Annotated in this window: 25 protein-coding genes; all 25 read right to left on the bottom strand. The window is 37.9% G+C overall.

Going from position 1 to position 25292, the window contains the following annotated elements; all coding sequences use genetic code 11:
* Nucleotides 1–30: 30 nt before the first annotated feature.
* The 25 genes from D7D81_RS05470 to D7D81_RS05350 all read right to left on the bottom strand — a co-directional run bounded on the left by D7D81_RS05470 (nt 31) and on the right by D7D81_RS05350 (nt 25275).
* A complete protein-coding gene (locus D7D81_RS05470) occupies nt 31–885 on the bottom strand; it encodes a YitT family protein (protein WP_125988054.1) in 855 nt (284 codons plus the stop codon).
* A 2-nt stretch (nt 886–887) separates the two neighbouring features.
* Nucleotides 888–1649, bottom strand: coding sequence for a WecB/TagA/CpsF family glycosyltransferase (locus D7D81_RS05465; RefSeq protein ID WP_125988052.1), 762 nt, complete (start codon nt 1647–1649; stop codon nt 888–890).
* Nucleotides 1627–2739 carry a polysaccharide pyruvyl transferase CsaB gene (csaB, locus tag D7D81_RS05460; protein ID WP_125988050.1) on the bottom strand — a complete coding sequence of 371 codons (1113 nt, stop codon included), beginning with the start codon at nt 2737–2739 and terminating at the stop codon, nt 1627–1629. Before csaB ends, D7D81_RS05465 begins: the two co-directional genes overlap by 23 nt.
* A 36-nt stretch (nt 2740–2775) precedes the next feature.
* A complete protein-coding gene (locus D7D81_RS05455; protein ID WP_125988048.1) occupies nt 2776–4719 on the bottom strand; it encodes a DUF5693 family protein in 1944 nt (647 codons plus the stop codon).
* 52 nt (nt 4720–4771) lie between these two features.
* The gene (locus tag D7D81_RS05450) at nt 4772–5440 is read right to left on the bottom strand and encodes an LmeA family phospholipid-binding protein (protein WP_125988046.1); all 669 of its coding nucleotides are present in this window, start codon (nt 5438–5440) and stop codon (nt 4772–4774) included.
* Nucleotides 5437–6553, bottom strand: a protein-coding gene (gene prfB / locus D7D81_RS05445) for a peptide chain release factor 2 (protein ID WP_125988044.1) whose coding sequence is annotated in 2 segments (ribosomal slippage) — nt 5437–6480 and nt 6482–6553 — 1116 coding nt in all. Because the reading frame shifts where the segments join, the coding sequence is not laid out codon by codon here. Before prfB ends, D7D81_RS05450 begins: the two co-directional genes overlap by 4 nt.
* A gap of 5 nt (nt 6554–6558) precedes the next feature.
* Nucleotides 6559–9111 (bottom strand): preprotein translocase subunit SecA, encoded by a 2553-nt coding sequence (gene secA, locus D7D81_RS05440; RefSeq protein ID WP_125988042.1) that lies wholly within the window; start codon nt 9109–9111, stop codon nt 6559–6561.
* Between the two features lie 219 nt (nt 9112–9330).
* Nucleotides 9331–10368 carry a [FeFe] hydrogenase H-cluster radical SAM maturase HydE gene (gene hydE, locus D7D81_RS05435; RefSeq protein ID WP_125991943.1) on the bottom strand — a complete coding sequence of 346 codons (1038 nt, stop codon included), beginning with the start codon at nt 10366–10368 and terminating at the stop codon, nt 9331–9333.
* A 518-nt stretch (nt 10369–10886) separates the two neighbouring features.
* Nucleotides 10887–12227, bottom strand: a complete 1341-nt coding sequence (gdhA, locus tag D7D81_RS05430) for an NADP-specific glutamate dehydrogenase (protein WP_125988040.1) — start codon at nt 12225–12227, stop codon at nt 10887–10889.
* Between the two features lie 494 nt (nt 12228–12721).
* Nucleotides 12722–13300, bottom strand: a complete 579-nt coding sequence (hpf, locus tag D7D81_RS05425; protein ID WP_125988038.1) for a ribosome hibernation-promoting factor, HPF/YfiA family — start codon at nt 13298–13300, stop codon at nt 12722–12724.
* 187 nt (nt 13301–13487) lie between these two features.
* On the bottom strand, nt 13488–13688 hold the full coding sequence (locus D7D81_RS05420; RefSeq protein ID WP_205739435.1) for a cold-shock protein: 201 nt from the start codon (nt 13686–13688) through the stop codon (nt 13488–13490).
* 138 nt (nt 13689–13826) lie between these two features.
* Complete coding sequence (locus tag D7D81_RS05415) at nt 13827–14558, bottom strand: ComF family protein (RefSeq protein ID WP_125988034.1); 732 nt, start codon at nt 14556–14558, stop codon at nt 13827–13829.
* A gap of 4 nt (nt 14559–14562) precedes the next feature.
* Entirely contained in the window at nt 14563–15186 is a 624-nt protein-coding gene (locus tag D7D81_RS05410; RefSeq protein WP_125988032.1) for a sigma-70 family RNA polymerase sigma factor, read from the bottom strand.
* A gap of 131 nt (nt 15187–15317) precedes the next feature.
* A complete protein-coding gene (gene rfaE2 / locus D7D81_RS05405) occupies nt 15318–15797 on the bottom strand; it encodes a D-glycero-beta-D-manno-heptose 1-phosphate adenylyltransferase (protein ID WP_125988030.1) in 480 nt (159 codons plus the stop codon).
* Nucleotides 15794–16774, bottom strand: coding sequence for a bifunctional heptose 7-phosphate kinase/heptose 1-phosphate adenyltransferase (locus D7D81_RS05400; RefSeq protein WP_125988028.1), 981 nt, complete (start codon nt 16772–16774; stop codon nt 15794–15796). The genes rfaE2 and D7D81_RS05400 overlap by 4 nt, the downstream gene beginning before the upstream one ends.
* Before the next feature lie 26 nt (nt 16775–16800).
* A complete protein-coding gene (locus tag D7D81_RS05395; RefSeq protein ID WP_125988026.1) occupies nt 16801–17337 on the bottom strand; it encodes a hypothetical protein in 537 nt (178 codons plus the stop codon).
* Nucleotides 17338–17347: 10 nt separating this feature from the next.
* Nucleotides 17348–19342 (bottom strand): phosphodiester glycosidase family protein, encoded by a 1995-nt coding sequence (locus tag D7D81_RS05390; RefSeq protein ID WP_125988024.1) that lies wholly within the window; start codon nt 19340–19342, stop codon nt 17348–17350.
* A 107-nt stretch (nt 19343–19449) separates the two neighbouring features.
* Nucleotides 19450–19776, bottom strand: a complete 327-nt coding sequence (locus D7D81_RS05385; protein WP_125988022.1) for a rod-binding protein — start codon at nt 19774–19776, stop codon at nt 19450–19452.
* A gap of 15 nt (nt 19777–19791) precedes the next feature.
* Nucleotides 19792–20925 carry a flagellar basal body P-ring protein FlgI gene (locus tag D7D81_RS05380; RefSeq protein ID WP_125988020.1) on the bottom strand — a complete coding sequence of 378 codons (1134 nt, stop codon included), beginning with the start codon at nt 20923–20925 and terminating at the stop codon, nt 19792–19794.
* A 20-nt stretch (nt 20926–20945) separates the two neighbouring features.
* Nucleotides 20946–21530, bottom strand: coding sequence for a flagellar basal body L-ring protein FlgH (locus D7D81_RS05375; protein WP_125988018.1), 585 nt, complete (start codon nt 21528–21530; stop codon nt 20946–20948).
* 13 nt (nt 21531–21543) lie between these two features.
* Nucleotides 21544–22512 (bottom strand): flagellar basal body P-ring formation chaperone FlgA, encoded by a 969-nt coding sequence (flgA, locus tag D7D81_RS05370; RefSeq protein ID WP_205739343.1) that lies wholly within the window; start codon nt 22510–22512, stop codon nt 21544–21546.
* Between the two features lie 23 nt (nt 22513–22535).
* Nucleotides 22536–23327 (bottom strand): flagellar basal-body rod protein FlgG, encoded by a 792-nt coding sequence (flgG, locus tag D7D81_RS05365; RefSeq protein ID WP_125988014.1) that lies wholly within the window; start codon nt 23325–23327, stop codon nt 22536–22538.
* Between the two features lie 94 nt (nt 23328–23421).
* Nucleotides 23422–24171, bottom strand: a complete 750-nt coding sequence (gene flgF / locus D7D81_RS05360) for a flagellar basal-body rod protein FlgF (RefSeq protein ID WP_125988012.1) — start codon at nt 24169–24171, stop codon at nt 23422–23424.
* Nucleotides 24172–24185: 14 nt separating this feature from the next.
* Nucleotides 24186–24773, bottom strand: a complete 588-nt coding sequence (locus D7D81_RS05355; RefSeq protein ID WP_125988010.1) for an MltG/YceG/YrrL family protein — start codon at nt 24771–24773, stop codon at nt 24186–24188.
* Nucleotides 24766–25275 (bottom strand): DUF6115 domain-containing protein, encoded by a 510-nt coding sequence (locus D7D81_RS05350; RefSeq protein WP_125988008.1) that lies wholly within the window; start codon nt 25273–25275, stop codon nt 24766–24768. The genes D7D81_RS05355 and D7D81_RS05350 overlap by 8 nt, the downstream gene beginning before the upstream one ends.
* Between the last annotated feature and the right edge of the window lie 17 nt (nt 25276–25292).

Raw genomic sequence — 25292 nt, 5'->3', positions numbered from 1 at the left:
AAACTACCAGTGGACGAATATTCCTCTATTTTAAGATATCTCTTTAAATCCTTCACCAAGTACCTCATGGACATTTGTTATAATAACAAAGGCCTTCCTATCAATTCTGGATACCACCCTCTTAAGTTTAGCGACCTCAGTACGGGAGATAATACAGAAAAGGACATCTTTTTCATCACCAGTATAGCCACCATAACCATTTAAAATAGTAACACCCCGGTCCAGTTCGGACATTACCTCATCCTTGATTGCCTCTGGATTTGTAGAGATAATGAAAACAGCTTTACTAAAGCGCAACCCTTCCTGTACCAAGTCTATTACTTTGCTGTGTATAAAAATAGCAATTGCTGCATATAGTGCCACCTCAGCATTAAAGAATATACCGGCCAGTAAAACAACAATACCGTCTGCCAGGAAAATACTCTCTCCCACACTCAAACCAGTATAGTGATTAATTAATTTGGCAGCCATATCTGTTCCTCCGGTTGTACCCCTGGAATTAAAGACAATACCCAGTCCTAGACCACCAACTATCCCACCGTAAATAGTCGCCAGCAAAAGGTCATGGGTCAAAACAGGTACTACTGGTTGAAACAGATCTATAAAAACAGCAAAAGTAATCATACCATAAATAGTTCTGATGCCAAAAGATAAGCCCAGAACCTTAATTACAGCAATAAACAGCGGTATATTCAAGACTAAAGTCAGTATACCGACAGGAAATTCAGTCAGGTAATAGATTATAGTTGCCAGTCCACTTATACCACCAGCAGCAATACGATTAGGGATTAAAAATATAACCAGAGATAATGCCGCCAGGGCTGAACCTACTGTTATACCAAAAATATCAAATAAAAGACGTTTTATCCTTTTCTTTTTCTTCATCTTTACCTCCTGACCTTGGCCAGCAAATATTCTTTAAAGACCAGTAATACAAACCTGGGCAAAGCCATCATTCTCCCGATTCGGGAAGGTTCCTGGATGAGCCGAAACAACCATTCCAGACCCAGCGTCTGCATCCACCGAGGAGCCCTTTTTACCTCATCAGCTAGTACATCAAAAGAACCACCTACTGTCATCGCAACCTTTACCTTTAAATTAGCTAGATTATCATTAAGAAATCTCTCCTGTAAAGGAACACCCATCCCGACAAATAATATGTCAACATCAAGACCATTGATCTCCTCTATCAACCGAAAAGTTAAAGCAGGGTCCAGATAACCATGGTGAGAACCTGCTATCTTTAAACCTGGAAAATTGTTTTTTATCTTATTCAGGGCCTTTTCCAGAACAGAGTCCTTACCTCCCAGAAAAAAAACCCGGTAGTCCTTTTCCTGAGCCAGTTTCAGTAATTTACCCATCAAGTCAAAACCTGCTACCCTTTCTTCCAGGGGGAGAGTAAGGATATGTGAAGCCAGCACAACACCAGCACCATCTGGAACACTTAAATCCGCCCTGTTTAATATATCAGCAAAGCCTGGGTTATCATAGGCCATAACAATCATCTCTGCATTAGGGGTCACAATCATATATCTTTTATTATCATGAGCATTAATGTATTTATCTACTCTTTTTACTGCTGCTTCCATCTTTATTTGATCTATCTGGACACCCAAAATTTCAATTTTATAATCTGTCAATAGAATCATCCCCCAGTAGGCCAAGGGCAAACTCTGTATTCAATAAAGCCTTTTTACGTAACTGAACAAGCTGTCCCTCTATAACAAGGTTAAATTGTTCAGTATTGGACAAAACAGTCTGGCAGACCCGTTTGAGGGTATCTCCATTAAGTTTATTAATATCCATCCCAGCAGTTATTCTCAAGCTCTTTAAAAGACTGTCAACTTTTGGGTCATAGCTAATAGCCACAAATGGTATCCCCTGAATAAGTGAAAAAATCAGAGAATGAAGCCTTACACCAAGCAAAAAATCTAATTCCCCAAAAATAGCTATCATTTCCAGTGGTGTATAATCACCACTTAAGATATTAACTTGACCATCTAGTAGTTCCAGTAATTTTTCACTAACAGTCAGGTCATAGGCAGGGTGCATCGGTATTATTAAAACCTCCCCATCATTGACAGCAGAGAGTTCTTTAACAGCTTTAGCTATTTCCTTTAAATAACCCTCACCAGCCCACGGCCTAACGGAAATACCAATCAGCTTACTATCAGCCTTAATACCCTCCTCTGCCAGAAGCTCTCTCCCCTGTATCTGCTTATTATCTCCAGGGGATAAATAAAATACAGGGTCTGCTGTTACAGCTATATCCTTTCCCTTTAAGCCGAGCCCTATTAAAAAATCACGAGATTCCTCATCACGCACTGTTACAAGGTCAACCTTTTTAATTATCAAGGCTGCCAGTTGGCGGTATAGTTTGCTTTTTATCGGCCCGATACCCTGTCCAAACAACATAGTCTTCTTCCCCAGTAAACTAGCCAGCATAAGCTGGCCAAGGTAAAAAGGAATACTCTTCCAGCCCGTAACATCCTGTAAGAGACTACCACCACCGCTGATAAATAAATCACAGGATTTAATCTCCTTGAAGACTTCTCTGTAATTATTTCTTTTTACAGCCTTAACCCCATACCTAGCAGCAGTCTTTTGAGGAGCACCTGATAGCACAACTATTTTCAGCTGATCAGCCAGTTCTCTAAAAGAAATCAGCATCGCATTTAAAACTGCTTCATCACCCATATTATCAAAACCATAATAACCAGAGATAACTATCTTTACCACCTTTACTCACCTCTTTCTGACTCCAAGATAATAACCCTAAGCAAAGCGCTTTACAAGATATCTAAAGATAGATAATAGAATATATCCTAATAATAAACCAAGCCACAACCCATGAAAAACCCTGATAACAGTAATTAAAAGTGGTGTATGGATATGTGAAAATGAATTCAGAACAGTAATCTGTCCAATTGAAGCCAGTAATAAAAATGGATAAAACAACAATTTATTCTTAAACTCCTTAACCATTCCTAAGGCCAGCACAAGAGAAGGGTGACCGATAAGAAATTCTTTAAACCTCGGCCGGGCAATAAGTAGTTTTTCCAGAAACTCACGGAGGTGTAACTCTATCCCTGACACAGGGAGTAAGGGATAATTACCTGTACGACCTATATAAACAAAACCACCTACAGCAAGCACAAATAATAATACCAGGTGTTTAAGTTTAAGATTATAATCTAACAGCCTGTTCAGTTTCTCCAGGAAAGAACCCTGCCTATCGTTAAACCGATAATCTATTGTCTTAAAATAATAGAATGATATTAAAATAAGCGGTAGCACAAAAGCTAATTTGACACCAACAAATTGATTTATTTTTAAGACAAAACTGGTATGGGCTAAAGAAGCAGTCAAAAAGACGCCTCCAAGCAAGGAAATAGCCGCTGTCTTCAAAAATTTAAGCAACAAGCTCTCCTCCTCTTTATTGAGGACTTGTGTAACTACAGCCAGTGTGGGGAAAATAATAGCACTTGCCAGAGCCAGTACTTTACGTAAGAAAATCCCTCTACCTTTATAAAAGAGTAAGACCTCAACTATAATAACTAAACCCATCATCAAGTATGACCACTTTAAAATATCCTTATTAATCAAATATCCCAGTAAGATTATACCAGCAACAGTAATACCCAGACCAATCAATAATAAAGCTAAGAAACTATTTTCATAATCCCTATAAAGTTCTGCCTGACCAGGCAGATAGCCAGCTGTTTTCAGCCTGACTGCCAGGCTGGCAATGAACTCCTCTGTTAGTTTATCGGGCTTTTTATTATCTTTCTCTTTCAGGAATGGTTTGAGGTATAATAATCTGACATTTCGCTCCTTAACCGCTCTGTAATACCTATTTACTATATTATCCAGACTGTATTTAGCCTGATTACTATCCATCTCAGCCTGTTGAATACTATGTACCCTCAGTAATCTATAATCAAGTAGATGGGCCAGGCTTGCTGCACCTGCCTGCCTGGCAATAAAGGGTTCAATCATACCAAATATTATATCATGATCTAACATAAGATTGGCTGTTTCCCTGATCCCCTCTTTACTACCCTCCTGATAACCAGTTACCTCTGTACCATTAAAAATGAGATACCGGGGAGAATAATCAGCCAGTAGAGCCAGTTGTTCCTTATTTGTCAATTCATTATTATCTATTCTGGGGACTATTTTTAATCCAGCCTTTCTTATTTCTGTGATTAGTCCCTCTTCAAAACCAATTCCTAAAGAAAGGTATTTATCATGCCACTTTTCAAAGAAAACAAGTAATTCATCCCCTGCCAGCAAATAATCAAGCCCATACTCTTCTTGCCAGGAAGGCAATCTATCCAGAAATCCCTTAATTAATGAACTACTGTCAATATACAATACTGCTGAATCCCTGCTAATTTGAAAAGACTCCATTAATAGATTGGTCCTACCTGAAATAACCCCAGCTCTAATTAATTCATTACCCTTAATTAAATTAACCCTATTAGTATTAACAAGCTCCTTGATTGTATCAGGAAGAACTGCTACAGCTGTAAGACCTGCCTCCTTTAATTCCCCCAAAAACTCTATTTCATTGCGGTCTAAGGAAGCAAGGGCCTTATAATCCATTATCAATTCTACACCATTACTGGAATTATCTATCTTATATCTACCATAAACACCCAGCAGAGATACAAACAATGCCAGTATAAAAATAATTAGCAAAAATTTTTTCCTCATCCACCTTACCTACCTCTCACCTTAATACTTAAATCAAACTGTTATGGACAATTTAACCATCGTTAGCTATAATAATCTGACCTTCTTCAACTTTAACCGTATCAATTTCAAGTGGAAAATTAAGCTGATTTAGATCCAGGGTAAAATAGGCATCTTCAATATATCTACTAAGCAGATTTACAGGGATATTAACCCTTTCAACCTTCATTTCTTCCGGCTGAAAAACTACTTTATTCTCTTCATTTTTAACTAAAAAACCACCAGTTACCCTGAGATTAAGGCTGGTATTTAAAAAAGGAACCTTTCCAGCCAGGAGAACCTGATCAGGTTTCAGGGAAATCTCCAGATCAGCCAGGTCAGGGGATGTATGCTTAAGGTAATTATTTAAATCATCCTCTGTAATAAGTATTCTGAGATAGGTATTCTCCCCCTCAAAGGTATTTCCCTTTAAAAGCACATCCCTATACTTTACATCTAAAGACCTGATCAACAAATCCTGATAAACCGGTTTTTCCGCAGATATCTCCACAAAGTCTATCTTACCAAGCAAAATCTCCACTGAGGGAAAAGAAACCAGCTCAATATCAAGTTCACCTATTTCCTCTACTTGAGATAAAATAATCTTGTTTAGTTTTCTCTCCGCAACAACAGGTAGCAGTAATTGGGCAGCCAGTATTAGTATTAAAAATAAGAAAATATACTTCCAGGGTCTTTTTTTCATTGCCCGCTCCCTTCACCAATTCTATCAGTTAGAAAGGCCTCTATAAAATCATCCAGATAACCATCCATAACCTTCTTGACATTACCTTCTTCCAAACCAGTGCGGTGGTCTTTGATCATATTATAGGGGTGGAAAACATAAGAGCGTATCTGATTTCCCCAGGCTATCTCCTTATGTTCCCCCCTCAATTCAGCAATCTTCTCGGCCTGCATTTCTTCCATCAACTCTATTAAACGTGACTTAAGAATAGTCATCGCCATTTTTTTATTCTTATGTTGGGAACGTTCATTCTGACACTGTACTACAAGACCTGTTGGTTGATGGGTTATCCTGACAGCTGAATCTGTTTTATTAACATGCTGGCCACCAGCACCACTGGCCCTATAAGTCTCAATCTTGAGATCATTGGGCTCAATATCTACTTCCACATCCTCATCTATCTCAGGCATGACGTCAACTGAGGCAAAAGAGGTATGGCGCCTGCCTGATGAATCAAAAGGAGAGATACGGACCAGGCGGTGCACACCGCGCTCACCCCTTAAATAACCATAGGCATAATCACCAGCAATAAGCAGTGTTACACTCTTAATACCAGCCTCATCCCCTGCTAAAAAGTCAAGTATTTTTAGGTCACAGCCATTACTTTCAGCCCACCTGCTGTACATCCTGAGCAGCATCTCAGCCCAGTCCTGAGATTCAGTACCACCTGCACCAGGATGGATTGATAGAATAGCATTTCTATCATCATACTTACCACTCAACATTAGCTGTAATTCTAATTTCTCCAGCTCTCTCTCCAGGACATCAATCGTCTCATTTAACTCACTACTTAACTGTTCTCCCCCTTCTTCAGCACTCAACCCCAGGAGGAGTTCCCCCTCATCAAGTTGTTCTTCCAGTGAAACAAACTGTTTGATGCGGTTTTTGATCCTGTTAGCCTTGCGAGCAGTTTTCTGAGCCTCGGCAGGCTTATCCCAGAAATCAGGTCTGCTCATTTCCTCTTCTAGCTTTTCTTTCTTCTTCATTAGACCAGCCAGGTCAAAGTGCATCCCTCAAATCATTTAATTTATCTCTGGCCTCATTAAGTCGAAAGAGTATCTCATTTTCTGCCATCTTTATTACCTCCCACAACATTTTTTATATTTTTTCCCACTACCACAGGGACAGGGGTCATTTCTACCGGGTTTCTCTACCTTAACGACAGGTTGTCTTTTTTTATCCTGCTCCCTGCTGCTTCTTTTCCCCCGGCCAGAGGACTGTTCACTACTTTTTTGATACTGCAGATTATTCCTCTCAACCCTGCTTAAATCAGGGGAATCATCCCTCAGTTCAAGTCTAAAGAGATTTTTAATAATATCCTCCCTGATAGAGCTTGTCATTTCATTGAACATATCATAGGATTCAAATTTATACTCGGTCAAGGGGTCTTTCTGTCCATAAGCCCTTAGTCCTATTCCCTGCCTGAGTTCATCCATATTATCCAGATGATTCATCCATTTCCGGTCAATAATCCTGAGGGAAATAAACTTCACTAGATCCCCCATTACTTCACTACCAATTTCTTCTTCCTTCTCCTGATAAACCCTTTTTGCCCTACTACAGAGAGACTCCTCTATTTCAGCCTGGGACATATCTTTTAAGTCAGCCGGCTTACAGTCCAGGGATATATTATGCTGCTCAAAGTAATTAATCATCCCACTGAGGTCCCATTCATCAGGGTGAATCTCTTCCGATATATATAATTCTATAACATCCTCTATGACCTTTTCCAGCATCCCCAGGATAATATTCTTGAGGTCGTCAGCAAATAAAACCTCTCTCCTCTGTTTATATATTATTTCCCTCTGTTTATTCATTATATTATCATATTCCAGAATGGTCTTCCTTATTTCAAAATTGCGACCCTCAACAGTCTTCTGAGCCCGTTCCAGGGAACGGGTTATTAGTTTATGCTCAATAGGCTCACCTTCATTCATGCCCATTTTTCCCAATAAACCCTTAATATTATCAGAACCAAAAAGCCGCATTAGATCATCTTCCAGTGAAACATAGAACTGTGAAGAACCAGGGTCCCCCTGACGCCCGGAACGTCCGCGCAGCTGATTATCTATCCGCCGGCTTTCATGCCGCTCTGTTCCCAGGACATGTAGACCACCTAATCCTTTAACACCCTCACCAAGCACTATATCTGTCCCTCTACCGGCCATATTGGTTGCAATGGTAACACTCTTTCTCTGTCCGGCATCCTTAATGATATCTGCCTCTCTCTCATGATTTTTGGCATTTAAGACATTATGTGTTACACCCCGTTTTTTTAGCCTCCTGCTGAGTTCCTCTGATTTGTCAATATCTACTGTCCCAACAAGAACAGGTTGTCCTTTTTCATATAATTTCACTACCTCTTCTACAGCAGCTCTAAATTTCTGTTCTTCAGTAGCAAAAATTAAATCAGGCATATCATCCCTGATCATCGGCTCATTAGTAGGTATTACTACTACTTCCATCCCATATATCTTGATAAATTCCTCTTCCTCTGTCTCAGCAGTCCCTGTCATTCCGGCCAGCTTATCATACATACGGAAATAATTTTGATAGGTTATACTGGCAAAAGTCTGGCTTTCTTTATTAATCTGAACGCCCTCTTTAGCCTCTATTGCCTGGTGTAAACCTTCACTAAAACGGCGCCCCTCCATAACTCGACCAGTAAACTCATCTACTATCTTAACCTCACCATCTTTAACAATATAGTCACGGTCCTTTTTCATCAGGGTGTAAGCCTTTAAAGCCTGGTTTAATTGATGAGTTAATTTAATGTGTTCTTCATCATATATATTGGAAATATTAAGGGCCTTTTCTATTCTCTTAGTCCCCTCTTCAGTAAGGTGGACCGACCTGTTCTTTTCATCCATTTCATAGTCTTGATCCCTGACTAACTTAGGAATAATCCTATTAAATTTAGTGTAATCCCGGGTAGATTCCTGGACAGGACCAGAAATAATCAAAGGGGTTCTGGCCTCATCAATTAAAATACTATCAATCTCATCAAGGATAGCATAATTTAATTCACCCTGGACAACATCTTCAGGCCTTAAGGCCATATTATCCCGTAGATAGTCAAAACCAAATTCATTATTTGTTCCATAGGTAATATCACAATTATAGGCCTCCTTCCTCTCAGCAGCAGTCATTCCATTTAAAATAACCCCTACTGATAAACCGAGAAACCTATAAATCTGCCCCATCCATTCACTATCCCTTCTGGCCAGATAGTCATTAACAGTTATGACATGAACCCCCTTACCAGTCAGGGCATTTAAATAAACAGGCAGGGTAGCTGCCAGGGTCTTACCTTCACCTGTTTTCATCTCAGCAATCTTACCCTCATGTAATACTATCCCACCTATCAGCTGTACATCATAAGGCCTGAAACCCTCTTCTGTAGAACGCTGAGCTGCCTCTCTGACAACGGCAAAGGCCTCCGGTAGCAAGTCATCCAGGGTTTCGCCTGCTGCCAGGCGTTTTCTGAATTCAGTGGTCTTATCCTTTAATTCAGAGTCAGTCAGTTTTTTAATCGACTCTTCCAGACCATTAATCTCATCAACAATGGGTTGTAAACGTTCTAATTCCTTTTGATTAGGATCCTTAAATATCTTTTTAATAAGATTTAACATTATTTATTCATCACCCTTAAAATATATTTTTTACCATCTTTTTGTTAAACCTGTACATCTATATTGTATAGCAAAATCCTTAAATATTCAAAAAAAAATCAGGGTATCTTAACCCTGACCATCTCTACCTATACAGCTTTAATTATAACACCAAACACCCCAAAACTCAATAAGACTATTTATTGGGATATAACCACAAAAAAATAAATATCAAAACAATTATATATATAGGCTGTCTCCCCGGTCAATTGCTACTATTCTACCAAGAGAATTTATAATACCACCAATACACTGCCTGCAATCAGCCGCTTTTTCTTCAATACATATCTTGGCAGGATAGATTTCATAGCGAGAGCGGTATTTAGATGCAGTGATATTAGGCATAACTACATTTGCACCAGCCTGCAGCGCTTTCTGCCGACCGTAGTTATCAATAGAGCCAAGTGCTGTAGTTGCCGGCAAATGGCTTAAGGGTAATAACAATCTGGTAATCGCCAGTACTTTCAGTGTCATCTCAACAGTACCTTTGTTTTCATCTTTTAAAGGTGTTTCTTGATGTGGTATAAAAGGACCTATGCCGACCATATCCATTTTCAGCTCTTTAAACAAGAGAATATCTTCAGCTAATGATTCCTGGCTTTGACCAGGTAAACCAATTATATTTCCACTACCAGTTTGAAAGCCCAATTCTTTCAGAAAAATTAAGCGTTCTATTCTATCTTCATATTTCATTCCTGGGTGTAATCTTTGATATAAATCTTTATCTGCAGTTTCATGTTTTAAAAGATATCTATCTGCCCCCGCCTCCTTCCAGAGCCGGTAATCATCAAAACTTCGTTCTCCAACACATAGAGTTATAGCTGTATCGGCCTTAGCCTTGATTTTCTTTACAATATAAGCGATTTTTTCCGCATCATAATCATCTTCTCCTGATTGGAGTACTATAGTCTTATATCCCAATTTCACTCCTTCAAGGGCTTGAGTAATAATATCTTCAGTTTTTAATTGATATCTTTTCAAAACATTATTCCCTTTTCTTAACCCACAATAATAGCAATCCCGTTTACAGTAACTAGAAAATTCAATTATACCACGTAGATGTACATCATCTCCATGGTATTTTTTTCTAACCTTATCGGCCTGTTGATATAGATATTCTAATATTTCCTCTTCCTCTATTTGTAGCAGTTTTACTATCTCATTTTTGGACAATTCGTTCTCTTGAACCGCCTTATTAATAATACTTTTTATTTCCAGCATTAGTAACCCCCTCTTATCTTATATTAGCTATCTTCCCGGGGCAATAAACTTTAGTATAAAAATTTGAGTATTAGATTTGGATAACAGGGCTTAAAAATTTATACCCCTCTGTCTTCTTTAATTTAACCCCACACATAAATTATAATAATACAAGTAAATATTTAATACTCATGGACAAAGTATAACATATTTTATTAAAATTGTGCAAGTTTTCACATTAACTCTTTAAACATAAAGGCAGACTATACTATCTAAAAAAATTCCTTTTTTGCTATTTTATTATCATATACCAGTTTATTCTTGATAATTTTTATATTTCCTTTAATTGTAAATGTTTTAATAAATCCACTGTTAAAGTCCTATTTCTATATGTTCATGTTTATGAGCATTTTGCCGAGTCTCTCACTCCTCATTATAAAAGCATGAATACCAGCAATAGCTACTACTTTGACTATATATAAAAAGAGGGCCAAAAGACCCTCTACTAATTTTTGATTTTTTATTGTGATTATAATTTATACTATACCCTGATCTAACATGGCATTAGCAACTTTAAGAAACCCAGCAATATTGGCCCCAGCTACCAGATTGCCTTCCATACCATAATCTTTAGCAACTTCACTGCTGGTATTATAAATATCAACCATAATATTTTTTAGTTTAGCATCCACTTTTTCAAAACTCCAGGAATCCCACATGCCATTCTGGGTCATTTCCAGTGCTGAAGTAGCTACACCACCTGCATTAGCAGCCTTTGCTGGCACAAATAGGACATTATTTTTCTGATAGACCTCAATAGCTTCCGGGGTAGAAGGCATATTTGCCCCCTCTCCTACAGCTATAACACCATTTTTAACAAGGGTTTTAGCTGAGTCTTCATCTATCTCATTCTGAGTAGCCGAAGGAAGGGCAATATCACACTTTATTGTCCAGATACCCTTACTACCTTCGTGATATTCGGCAGAACTATGTTCTGTAACATACTCTTTAATCCTTTTCCTCTCTACTTCTTTAATCTGTTTAAGTGTCTCTAAGTTAATACCAGTAGGGTCATAGATATATCCATTGGAATCACTTAAGGCAATAACCTTCGCTCCCATTTCCTGGGCCTTTTCTGTAGCATATACGGCAACATTACCGGACCCTGAAATAACAACATCTTTGCCTTCAAAAGAATTCCCGTTATCCTTTAGCATCTCTTCTACAATATATACAAGTCCATAGCCTGTTGCCTCAGTCCTGACCAGACTACCGCCCCAGTTCAGACCTTTACCAGTCAAGACACCTGCTGCAAAGGAATTTGTTATCCTCTTATATTGTCCAAAAAGATAACCTATCTCCCTGGCACCTACCCCAATATCTCCAGCAGGAACATCAGTCTTATCCCCTATATGACGGTAAAGCTCTGTCATAAAGCTCTGACAAAATCTCATTACCTCCATATCGGACTTACCTTTAGGATCAAAATCACTACCACCCTTACCCCCACCAATCGGCCTTCCTGTTAAGGCATTTTTAAAAATTTGTTCAAAACCTAAAAATTTAATGATCCCTATGTAAACAGAAGGGTGCAACCTCAAACCACCTTTATATGGACCGAGGGCACTATTAAACTCTACACGAAAACCCCTGTTCACCTGTATTTTCCCATTATCATCTACCCACGGTACCCTGAAAATAATTTGTCGTTCTGGCTCCACAATCCTCTCCAATATTCCGGCCTCTTTATAAATAGAATCACGTTCAAATACTGGTTCCAGTGACTCCAGCACCTCTTCAACCGATTGGTGAAACTCAGGCTGGCACTGATTTCTCTGCTTAACTTCAGTCAAAACCTTTTCCAGATAACTATTCATAACCATCCACTCCTAGACTATTTTATAATTACACTCCTTAAATTTATTCTTGATAAAAATGAAATACCCTTTTCGCATTGTGAAAATTTATGGCGCCCTCAATGGGCTAGTGTCTAAGCTATTATTGTGTTATATAAGAAAGCTTAAACTAGTTCGCTATAGAATAAAAATTATTCTATATAACTTACTTATCCATAGTTAATAAACAAACTATCAACCAGACAAATATATTTACTGGACGACTCTAGAAATTATCCGTAAGCAGGACGCTGGAGGAAAATTTCTTGACAGTAAACGGAGGCAGGACGCCGTAGTGTACGACAAGGGAAGTAAATATATTTGTCGTTCATTAAAGTTATTACAATCCTGCAAAGTATATATCCCTAAGCAAAGTGGCTTCATCAACCTACTTAAACAATAAAAAAACCAGCAGTTATATAAACACTAAACTGCTGGTATCTATTATATTCTCTAAAATTGTAAATATCCTTTATTTAAAAAGCAGGCTCAATCAACCCATAATTACCATCTTTCCTCTTATAAACAACATTAACTTCTTCAGTCTTAGCATTGGAAAAGACGAAAAAATCATGACCAAGTAGGTCCATCTGCATAGCTGCTTCCTTAGCATCCATTGGTTTAATAGCAAATTTCTTGGTCTTTACTATATTAGGTTCATAATCATCATTAGGTTCATAATCATCTTCTTCAAAACCATTATTTAAGATCTTTTCTGTTCTTTCTTCTTTATATTCTTCCCTTAATTCCTGTTTGCGTTCAATCATCTTTTTCTTAATCTTTGTTTTATATTTACGAACCTGGCGTTCTAATTTCTCCAGAACACCATCAATCGAAACATACATATCATGGGTTTCCTCTTCTCCTCTAAGTATCAGACCATCAATATAGGCAGTAACTTCCACAATGTGCCTATCTTTTTCAACCTCAAAAGAGATATGTGCCTCAATAGGTGCTCCCTGAAAATACTTACTCAACTTACTCACCTTTTCAGCGGCATAATCCTTTAAAGCAGGTGTAACATCGATATGTTTTCCATAAGTCATAATCTTCATCCTACCCACTCCTTTCTTCATCTTATATAATTATTATTCGACAAAAAGTCAATAGATTCCTTCCTTAATTATCTATTATTTTTTTATGTTTTTAGAAAATTATTCATTTTTCGAAAACTAAGCAATAGAAAAAACCCTGATTACAACAGTAACCAGGGTTGAGTTGCTATATTATAAGGTTCAACCTTTATAATTTAACAACATTTGAGGCTTGTGGGCCACGGTCTCCTTCAACAATCTCGAATTCAACGTCCTGGCCTTCCTCTAAGGTCTTGAACCCTTCATCTTCAATAGCAGAAAAATGTACGAATACATCGTCACCATCTTCTCTTTCAATAAATCCATAACCCTTTTGTGCATCAAACCATTTTACTTTACCTGAAAAAATCATTCTAGTGCATTCCTCCTAAAAATTTCTTTAAATGGGTCCACATTTAAATTGATTTTTAACCCATCAATTTTACTATATCATAGCCAGCAATATCTGTCAAACATTTTCCGTAACTATGTAGGTATTAATTACTTACTACTGACCGGAAGCCAGGGTTAAAACATATACTGGACCACTATCCCCCTCATTCTTCAAAACCCTGGCAGCCTCATTAACAGTAGTCCCTGTTGTCATAATATCATCAAGAAGTAAGATGCCTTTACTGGAAAGTTTAGTATTAGTATCAAGAGTAAAACAGCCCCTGATTACTTCAGAACGTTTAATAGCACTCAAACTATAAAGTGGTTTAGTAGCAATTTCCCTCAACATTACGTTTTTCAGAACAGATAAACCGGTTTCGTAAGCAAGTTCATCAGCCAGTAATTCAACCTGATTATATCCCCTCTCCGTAAAACGTTTTTTATGTAATGGTATTGGTATAAGATAATCTATCTTCTCTTTGCCATAATAATACTGATAATACATAGCCAACAGCTGTCCTAACGGCTTACTTAAGCTGGTTTCCTGGTAATACTTGAATTTTATTAACAAAGTCCTGATTACACCCTTATAGAGGGTAATACTCCGGGCATAATCAAAAGAAAGATCCTGCTTGCTACACCTTTCACAATAATTTTTATCTTCACCAAGACTTTGACCGATTAAAGCCCTACCACAATACTGACAATAATTCTCTATAAAACTCATCCCGGCTAAACAATCCGGACAAATACCTTTTAACTCAGAAGACTTGTAATAACTACCACAATTAAAACAACGCTCTTCTACAGGAAAAATAAAATCCAATACCCGCTGCCAGAAGGACATAAAACTATCCCACCAGGTCCTGCATATTATAGTGTTCCCTTATTTTCTCAATCTTTTTTCGAGCCCGCTGTAAAGCATTATCAACAGCCTTAATATTTACCCCAAGGTTTACTGATATCTCCTGATATGACCTGTTTTCAAGATACTGCATAAAAACCTCTTTCTCCAGTTCAGTTAGTTCACTATCTATAATCTTAAATAGTAGTTTCAACTGTTCCTGATAAATAAACCTTTCTTCCAGGTTATCTTCATTATTAGGGAGTATCTCCCTGAAACTGCGACTCCCTTCCCCATAATCAATCGTCTTATCTATGGAAGTAGAATTGTTTAAGGGTATATGTTTCTGTCTGTTAGCTCGTTTTATTGCTGAAACAAGCTGTCGGTGAATACATAACTGAGCAAACCCCCGAAAGGAAGCCGCTCTATCTGTCCGATAGTCTCTGACAGCCTTATATAATCCTACCAGGCCTTCTTGAATCACATCTTCCCTATCCAGTCCCTTAATAAAAAAATACCTGGCTTTAGCATAGACTATATCCATATTATTATTTATCAATAACTCAATCGCTCTCCGCTCACCATCCTGCGCTTCTTTAATTATTTCCTCTTCTCCCTGTTTCCCATACATTAATACCACCTCAGAAAAAGAAAATTATTTAAAAAAATCTAAAACCCGGTCTAACGGTAATTCCAGATAAACTACTGTCCCCATTACCAGTAAAATAAGCAGTATAAATAATAAAGTCTTCTCCCATTTTTCTAGCATTTTTCCATTTCCTTAATCTCTTTAATAATATCGGTTGTTGAGCGTCCTTCTACTAGCTTAATAAACTTAACACTGATATCATAATCCCGGATAACCGGCCATTCTGGTAGACCCTTTAATGTATAATCCCCGCCTTTTACATAAGTATCTGGCCTAACATTTTCTAATAAATTAGCAGCTGTTTCTTCCGTAAAAATAGTAACATAGTCCACTACCTCTAAAGCAGCTATGAGTTCTGCCCTGTCATCATCACAGATAATAGGTCTACTGGCCCCCTTGATCTTCTTTACTGAGCTGTCACTATTAACCCCAACAATTAAAATATCACCTTCCTTTTTAGCCAGTTTAAGGGTTTGCAGGTGACCAACATGAAAAATATCAAAACACCCATTTGTTAATACTATCCTCTGCCCGCTTTTTTTTAGGTCACTTACCAGTTCACTTAATTTATTGAATTTTATTATTTTTTTCATTGTTTTTTGAGTTCCTCCTTAAGTTCAGCAGGATTAACAGTGGCCACACCGGCCTTACGCACTACAATACCTGCTGCACAATTTGCCAGTTCCATGGCCTGGTATATATCCAGTCCTGTACATAAAGCAAGCAGAATAGTACCGACTACAGTATCACCTGCCCCGGTCACATCAAAAACCTCCGCATAATTGGCAACAGGGATGTGTTTATAATCACCCTCAGCTGTAAATACTGTCATCCCATCACCACCCTGGGTTATTAAAAGATAAGTAGACTGCATCCTGTTTATTAATTCCAGACCTGCCTCAACAACCTCATTCTGATTTAACAAACAACGATCCAGGGCCTGTCCAGCCTCCTCCAGATTAGGAGTCGCAAGGGAAACACCCTGATAATCCAGCAGATCATATCTACTGTCTACCGCAGTAAATTTATCATAACTGTCAGCAAGTTCCACAATCCCCTGTTTAAGCCTATCTGTAAAAAGCCCTAATCCATAATCAGATATTAAGATACCATCATATTTAACAATCTCTCCACTTATAAAATCCAATAAGGAGTTTTCTATCTCCTTGCTAATAAGTGTTTCATCAAAGTGGTCGATCCGTGCTACCTGTTGTTTAACAACCTGATTTCCCCCGGCAATGATCCGTGTTTTTACTGCTGTAGGCCTGTCTGAACTAGTAATCAAACCATTAATATCCATCCCCTGTCCCTGCAGAACACATGATAAGTCTTCACCAGTCCTATCCCTGCCAATAACACCTGCCAGGCTTACCATTCCCCCAAGACTGGCTATATTGCTGGCAGCATTAGCACCACCTCCAGGTAAGATATCCCTCTCCCGATGTCGTAGTATTATAACCGGGGCTTCCCGGGAAAGGCGCTCTGGTTCACCTATTATAAATTCATCAGCTATAATATCACCTATAACCATTATTTTCTTGTTTTTGAAAGAATCTATTGCCTCAATCATATCTCACCTCTAAATTGTATACTCTTCTAAAGTGCTACTTTAAGACCAACATTTAGACAATTATTATCTGTTTCCCAGTAGGAATTACCTACACCCAGTGTAAGGTCTATTACAGTAGAGAGGGGGATTATAACCCCTCCTTCATAAACCCATCTGTCACTTCTATCAAAAAAATAGTCTATATCTAAATAGAGTTTGTTCTGATTAAAGTAATAGGAATTAGCAGAAAGTCCAATTCCTTTACCCATTTTCATATCATCTAATTCAAGGGGAAATGAAAAATCTAGTCCAAGATTATACTTCTTTCTTTTGAGAAATTTAATCCTCCAATTTCCCTCCAGATTAAAATCATCCCCATCATAAACCAGTTTATAAGCCACTGTATTTATCTCATCAAGGTAATTATTCAGCGACATTTTTAAAAACTCTACATCACCAAAATCCCCTGAGACAATATAATGAATACTATCGAAAGACAATAGGTTAATACCAACAGCCTGTCCCTTACCTATCAAAAGAAATACTATCATTATAGTCAACAATATCGTAGTTTTAAACCGCATCCTGCTCCCCCTATCTATTATATCTGAAAATTATAGCATTACTAATAAGACGTTTTGCTGAGGGATTATTCATTGTAAAACCCCTGACAACCATCCGGGCGGAACTACCACCATCAAGATTCATTCCCTCTTCAACCCCATGACGCTGCATGAATTCAGCCAGTTCCTCCAGGGTAATACCAATACTTAAAGAAGGCTGTCTTCCATCGACTGTAAATACCAACAGATGCTTATCATTACTGAGCCCCAGTGCAGTCCTCGGTGCTCGGCCATAGGCTATATCATTCTGGAACTCCTCCTCGTGAGCGGTAATAAACACTTTTCCTTCCTTAAGGAGCCGGGGTCCTCCACCCAGAGCAGACACAATCGCCAGATCCTGCAATTCTGGTGAAAAATCCTCCCTATATTCTACTCTATCACCAAGCTGAAATTCCTCTAATTTTGTAACAGCACTACCATGAGCCTGAAAAACCATTCCCTGATCAGGTATTTCTGTCCTACTACCTTCCTGATGGGTATTAACAGCTTTGATAAGATTATCAATTACCAACAGCTCAATCATACCAGCGCCCAGTTCAGGTGCCTTTTCACCATAATATTTGTTATAGACTATCAATTCATCTTCCCCAACATAGCGGTTAACGCCATTAACTAAACAACTATTCCCAGCTGCCTTCTGTAGCACCGCCTGCCAACCACTTTTGGCTAATAAGATATCATCATTAGTAAAGATTACAGCCGTTCTATCCTTAACAGGCTCACTCACTGTAACCCCGTCTTTAATTAATAAACCAAGTGGTCTACCAGTATAAGAAAAATAACCACCATTAACCCCTGCCAAAGCATTCCTTGACTTTACTATTTCCACCAGATCTGCAGTAGCCTGTACCACACCACCTGCCAGGACAGGTTCAATAATGTAAGCTGTTTTTGTCAGGTCAAGGTCAAGAATACTTATGACCCTCGGGCCCCACCAGGTCAATTGATATATTTCTTTATAATTGAGACCCCGCTTTACTTTAGCATCAATCCTGACCCTTTCGATAACAGCTGGAGTCAAATCAATAATCTTAAAATCAATAAGCTGATAGTTATTTAAATCGCTTAAAATAGTTTGATAATTTTTACCAGAACCGGCTTCTTTTAAGAGTTCTCTAGTATTAAAGGAAACCTCAATTAGTTTATTATTTCTCTCTAACACAATACCATCAGTAAGCTGAACTGCTTTACTTATTTTCGATATCATCCTATCATCTTCAATACCCTGATAAGACGGTAAATATATAAAATCACCCTTTTTATTTATAATTTTAGATAATAAATTAGTCCTAGTGATAACCGCCTGGGATTTTAACAGGGCTTCCAGCCTGCTTTTATTAAACAGATATAAATCATGATATAAATCCTTAACTTCATTGGAAACTAAAACTGTAATAAGCTGATTTAACTCTACTTTATTATATATATTAATTTTATTATTATAAAGTGCGTATCCAAGAACACCGGGATAATTTTTGCCTTGATACTTCACTCCTTCAATAAGCTCTATAGATCTGGCCGAAAAGATATTATCCCCTTCTACATCATATATATTGATCATCTCTACAGGTTTTTCTTCTCTCAATACCCAGGTGCTATAGCCTTTATTCTCCAGTTCAGGTACCAGTACTTCAGCAGCAGACCTGGCCGACAAACGACCAACCCTTACCTTAAACCAGTCCCCCTCATTCAGCAAAAACACATCTTGAAAACCGGCCATTACCAGATCATTAAAAACCGTCTCAGCCTTCAATTTATCAAAACTGGCAAAAACCTGTACCTGATAAATATTATTATCAATTTTACCAGGGCGCATCAGGTAAGTCTGTGAGCCCTTCAGAGTTACCGTATTATTACTCCCTGGCTCTACCAGAACCATATTTTTGTCCGGCAGTAGCCAGATATACTCCTTACCCTCCTTCAAACTAATCGATACTTTTTTGCCATCCCTGATAAAATTTTCCATATCACTAGAAAAAAAATCACCCTGGACACCTGCAGCAAAAATTTGCAGAAAAAGAATAAATAATATTAGAAAACCTACTATCTTCTTGATAGTAATTACCCCCTTTCCTAATTCCCCTGCTGCAGCTGCTCATAAAGGGCCCGGCTTAGATTATTAAAGGTATTCTGCCTGGCCCCTGCTTTACTGTACTCATCATCAAGCATATCTGTAAAGACATCTTCGGAAAACCCACCATCAATTAGTGATGATTCTGGTACTGTTTTCCGCATGGCCTTAAACATCTGTTTCATGAGAATAGAAGTAAACTCATCAGCTAATTCTTTCAACCTGTCATCCCCTGTATTCACTTCAGAGTTACTCTCAATTCTCTTTAGATCATTATCAGCCACTGTCCTCTGATAATGATCTGTTAGTTCAACACTATTAATATTCATATCTAATACACATCCTTAAATTAGTTCTAATTCAGCATGTAGGGCACCAGCTGCTTTTATCTGTTGAAGAATAGCAATAATATCCCTGGGACTTGCACCAATAGTATTTAACGATGTTACCAAATCCTGAACAGTTCCCTGGGCCGGTAATACTACTAAATGACCACCTTCTTCTTTAACTTGTATATCAGTATCTGTAGTAACAGTTGTCTCACCTTCACTAAATGGATAAGGCTGTGATACCTCTTCATTAGTCGAAACAGTTACTGTTAAATTACCATGGGCTACAGAAATAGTTGATATCCTAACCTTATGACCCATGACAATAGTTCCTGTTCTTTCATTAATAACAACTTTAGCTTCCATACTGGATCTAACTTGCAGATTATTAATTGCAGTAATAAAACTAACCAGATTGTTTTTATATTTAGCAGGCACCTGAACCTGAATCTGACCTGCATCAACAGCATCTGCTACTGGCATACTCCCATATAGGTACTGAAAATTATTATTTATCGCCTTGGCTATAAAATCAGCAGTTTCAAAGTTTGGAGTATCCAGGAGAAAAGAAAGTTGGCTATTATCTAATTCAATAGGTAATTCTCGTTCAACTATAGCCCCATTTGGTATTCTTCCTACAGTAGGGTGATTCTGCCTGACCCGATTACCACCACCTGCCTGTTCATTAAAACCACCAATAGAAACCGGCCCCTGAGCAACAGCATAGATATCACCTGTAGCAGCCTTTAAAGGTGTCATCAGCAGTGTACCACCCTGTAGACTGTCTGCATCACCCAATGAATTAATTGTCACATCAATAGTATCACCAGCATGGGTAAATGCAGGCAGTTTTGCTGTAACAATAACAGCAGCCAAATTACCACTTTGTATTTCATCAGCATCAATATCTAAACCTAAATTTCCTAGCATATTTGCTACCATTTGCACAGTGGCCTGACTACGCCTACTATCCCCACTACCTGCCAGGCCAATAACAATACCATTGCCAATTAGTTGATTATCCCTAATACCTTTTATCCTGGTTATATCCCCAATATTCACCACTGGATCCAGATAAGAAGCAGCCCCCAGGGGATAAACTATACTAACTATTATTACTAATACTAAAAATATTACCTTAAGTCTCATCCATACTCCCCCTTCTTAAACTAAAAAATCCAGTTTAAAATCCTTTGGAATATATTAGGGTGTTGTTTAGCAGAAATTATACCTTCACCCTCAAATTCAATCCGTGCATTAGCAATCTGCTGGGAAGAAATAGTATTATCGTCCTCATCGATATCTTCAGGTCTAATAATACCACTTAAACTTATAAGCTGTTCTTCTCCATTAATATGAACTGTTTTATTACCAACTATTTTTAGTGTCCCATTTGGAAACTTATCTACCACAAGGGTTGTAATATTCGCTTCAAACTCAGCAGTTCTTTCTGTCTTACCATCTGCATTATCAGCATCAGAATACTTATAACTAAAGGGATTAAGAAAATCAAGAATTCCCACACCGGTTCCACCACTAATACTATTATCCTGACTAACACTGGTAGTAGCACCCTGAGTTGCCTCTACCTCTTCATCAATAAGGACTGTCACCACATCACCAACATTAAATTCTTTTTCCTTATCTTGATAAATATCACCAGCACTATCACTCCAAAGAGAAGTCGCTGCTGCTGGTATAGTTAACAAAAGCAAAAAAAGTATTAATAATAAAGAAAATAGATATTTCTTCATCTGAATCCACCCCCTATTGTTCAAGTCTAACTAAATGAGGATTTATAATCATCGCCTTAAAACGACGTCCAGTTTTCAGGTTTTCCACAATGATATACTCACCCTTTTTCCCTCTTTGGCGTGCTTCAACTTTTGTTGTTACCATAATAGCCCCCATCTTAATCTCAGCAACAATCTCATCTCCAACTTTAACAATTATCGGCAGGTCAAGATAATCACTAGTTAAGACAGCACCTTCAGGAATATACTTACTTACTTTGCCGTATTCAACTAGATTGTTTTCTAAATCAGTAATTAATTCTCCCCTAAAACCATCTACCTGCCTGGTTTCTAAAGAAAAATCACTCTCCCGTATTTTTTCTCCTCTAAGTATCCTTCGTTTAGCAATAAAGACATCCTGTAGAATACTTACCTGTAGTCTAATAAAAATATTTTTATATACTGCCCCATCGATAATAATTTTAACTTGTAAAGAAATATCACCACTTAATGATTTATTCCTAGGCATTACAAACTCAAGTTGATAATTTTTAGCCGGAACAACAATATTAGGTGGAATAAACTTCTCCTTTATTGTTATTCTTTCAGGGGGGTAGGTCAGTGATTTAAGTAAAAATTCTTTTGCCTGAGCAAGTATTTTTTTGCTGGGAATTTGATAACTAATTGTTTCAACAATAACACTTTCCCCCATCATAAGCTCAATATCTGGTATAGAAAAACCTTTGTCTTTTAACAGTAAAATAATCTGTCCCCGGGGAATCTCTCGTGAATACCCAGGTAGGGTAGCCTTACCCAATTTTATAGAGGAAAGCCCCATTAAGTCTTCTCCTGCCAAGCCTTTTATAGTAGCAATATCCCCTAATTCTATCCATGATTTATTGATAACTACCCTATCAGGTATGGTAATAATTACACTTGCCTCAACAGTTCCACACAAGACTATTGCAAATATAATAACAGTGATTATATGCTTAAGTCTCATTAATTTACCCATAATTTACTCAATCATCGCTTTAATTGATTGGCAGTACTAAGCATATCATCAGCTGCTTGTATTGCTTTAGAGTTTACCTCATAAGCCCGTTGGGCTGCAATCATATTAACCATCTCTTCTACAACCTTTACATTAGACATCTCTAAAAAGTTCTGCTCAATGCTACCATAACCTGCTGAACCAGGGGTATTAACCACAGGATCCCCAGAAGCAACAGTGGCCGTATATAGGTTGTTACCAATACTATTTAAACCAGCTGGATTAGAAAAACGGGCTAACTCAATCTGACCTAATTGCTCTGCTTCATCCTGTCCATCTATCTCAGCTGAAACAGTACCATCAGAGGTAATACTTATATCACTGGCATCTTCTGGTATATAGATCTCTTCAGGGTAGATTGGATAACCATCAGAGGTAACCAGTCTACCAGTACTATCTTGGCTCAAGGAACCATCCCTGGTATAGGCTATTTCACCATTAGGCAGTAGCACCTGTAAAAAACCATCTCCCTTAATAACAATATCTAATGCGCCCTCAGTATTCTGCATATCACCCTCAGTAAATATCTTCTGAGTCGCAGAAATTTTAGAACCATGGCCAATCTCAATACCAACAGGTATTTCTGCACCCTGAGCGTTAGTTGTTCCTGGTTGTTTAAGATTATGATACATCAGATCCTGGAAGCTAGCCCTACTCTTTTTAAAGCCAGTAGTATTAACATTAGCCAGGTTATTAGAAATAACATCAATATTTGTCTGCTGTCCATTCATACCGGTTGCTGCTGTCCATAATGCACTAATCACTTTAAATCACTCCCTCATATATTTGTATTTTCTTCTCTAGGACTGCTTCTGTCAATCCACAACCCCTTTCAGCTCCCTTAAAAGGTCCAGCTGATTATCCAATACTTCCTACACTATTAACTACTTTGTCTAAGGTACTATCATAAGCAGTAATAACCTTCTGATTAGCAGTATAATAGCGATTTGTTTCTATCATCTTAACCATTTCTTGAACTACATTTACATTACTGTTTTCCAGATAGCCCTGTCTTATTTGAAAATCTGCCAGTTCTTCTTCCCCTGCTACTTCACTAGTATAGAGATTCTCACCTATCTTAGTAAGCTGATCAGTATTAGTAAAATTAACAACTAAAAAGCTATCCCCCCGCAAATTATCAAGATATAATTGGCCACTACCATCTATTTGGATATTCCTACCTGAGATAGTCTGCATAGGTCCTTCTTCCCCCATAACCAAATACCCTTGATTAGTCACAATCTGTCCATTATCATTTAAAGTAAAATTACCATTACGGGTATATCTAATACCCTCAGGTGTCTCTACCACAAAATAACCATCACCGTCAATAGCTAGATCCAGCTCATTACCTGTTGCATATAAAGAACCCTGAGTTAAATCTGTATATGTTTCCTGAAGTCTGGTACCTGTTCCCAGGGAACCAATCTCTCTTGGTTTTTTATCTTTTTCTATTCGGGAAATCAACATCTCTGGGAAAGACTCCTGAATCCCTTCATCCTTTTTATAGCCAGTTGTATTGACATTAGCCAGGTTATTGGAAATCAGGCTCATTTTATTCTGATTGGCTAACATACTGGAAGCAGCAGTATATAATCCTTTGATCATCTTTTTTCACCACCTTATTTTATTAATATTTTTGTTAAAATATCAGCAACACTACTATTATTCTTAAAGCTGTAACTACCAGCCTTAATTCTGGTTTCAATATCAAAGAGCAGTAAAAGCTGTTTGAAGTCCTGGTAAGTCATCAAATTACTCTCCTCAAATATCCGGGCAACCTCCAGTCCAGAACTACCCTCCGGGATAAAGATATTAATTGTATCACCTTTACCTTTATTATCTTTAACACTGCCCTTAATTGATTCAACAGCTAAACTAGCAGAAAACTCATCTTTACTAAAATAATTTTCTAACAGTTCAGGTTTATTCTGAATTGTCAATAACAATGCTGAGTCTATGATTTTTTCCCTTGTCTTAACTACTTCTTTTTTATCCCTTTCCTGTTCTTGTTCTAACACAGCCGATTCTATTTCATCAGCTGTTCGAGAGTCAAACTCCACCACCGGATTCTCCTCTTTAAGCTGAGGTCCTCGCTCCAGAAGGTAATCAAAACCTGTAAAAGAGAAGACACCTGCAAGCAGGATGATAATACCAGCAGCCAGGATCATATCAGGGATAATTTCCTTAAGATAGCCATTTTTAAACAACAGAATCTTCCTCTTTCCTGTATAGTTTTAAAATCAAGCTGGTTTCCCTGATACCCAGATCCAGCTTATGGGCAATATCTTCTACAGCCATTCCCTTGTCAGCCAGGGCAAATACACTACTATATTTGCTATTAGTCTTCTCTATTTTTTTAGAACTAATCTTCCCTTCTTGACTATTTTTCAGTTCCCTTTTCCCCTGAAAATTATCTGCTAGTAATTTCTTAAAATTATTATCTACCGGCAGCTGTTTTGTCTGCAAAATAGCTGGCTCAGTATCAATCAGTTTTTCCCTGATCTTCTTTTCTTTCAGGGCAATTGATTCGAGTAAACGGTCAAGCTCAGCATCTATTTCCCTCAATTTATTGGTCCGTTTAAGATATTCATTTGTAAATTCCCCATCTACTGACAGCCGTTTCCTGTCCCTGGATTTAAGTTGTTGATATTTGAGGTATCCCCCCATAATTATCAGTAAAACCCCTACAATTATTAATATCCACGGCATATATAATCAACCCCTGA

This window comes from Halocella sp. SP3-1 (genome assembly GCF_003953885.1).
Classification (GTDB): Bacteria; Bacillota; Halanaerobiia; order Halanaerobiales; family DTU029; genus Iocasia; species Iocasia fonsfrigidae.
This window is presented reverse-complemented; position numbering and strand designations above follow the sequence as displayed.